Raw genomic sequence first — 221 nt, 5'->3', positions numbered from 1 at the left:
TAGTCGCCGGCGAGCTCATTGATCAGCGCCGACATCGGCTCGGCCAGCTGGTGGGCGTAGGCGGCGTTGTCGGCCACACGAACCTTGCTGACGCCGTCCAGCTTGGCGGCGGCCTCGGCGATGGCAGCGACGCCTTCGCCGGCCACCAGCACGTCGATATCGCCCCCGATGGCCTTGGCGGCCGCAACCACATGGGCGGTGGCGCCGGCCAGGGCGCCGTC

The 221-nt window shown here is 71.9% G+C and carries 1 protein-coding gene; it reads right to left on the bottom strand.

All coding sequences use genetic code 11. The annotated features are described in order from the left end of the window. A partial coding sequence (locus GRB80_RS16095) for an adenine nucleotide alpha hydrolase family protein (RefSeq protein WP_474098507.1) occupies positions 1 to 221 on the bottom strand: 221 nt, incomplete at both ends.

It is taken from the genome of Halomonas icarae, assembly GCF_009901955.1.
Classification (GTDB): domain Bacteria; phylum Pseudomonadota; class Gammaproteobacteria; order Pseudomonadales; family Halomonadaceae; genus Halomonas; species Halomonas icarae.
This window is presented reverse-complemented; position numbering and strand designations above follow the sequence as displayed.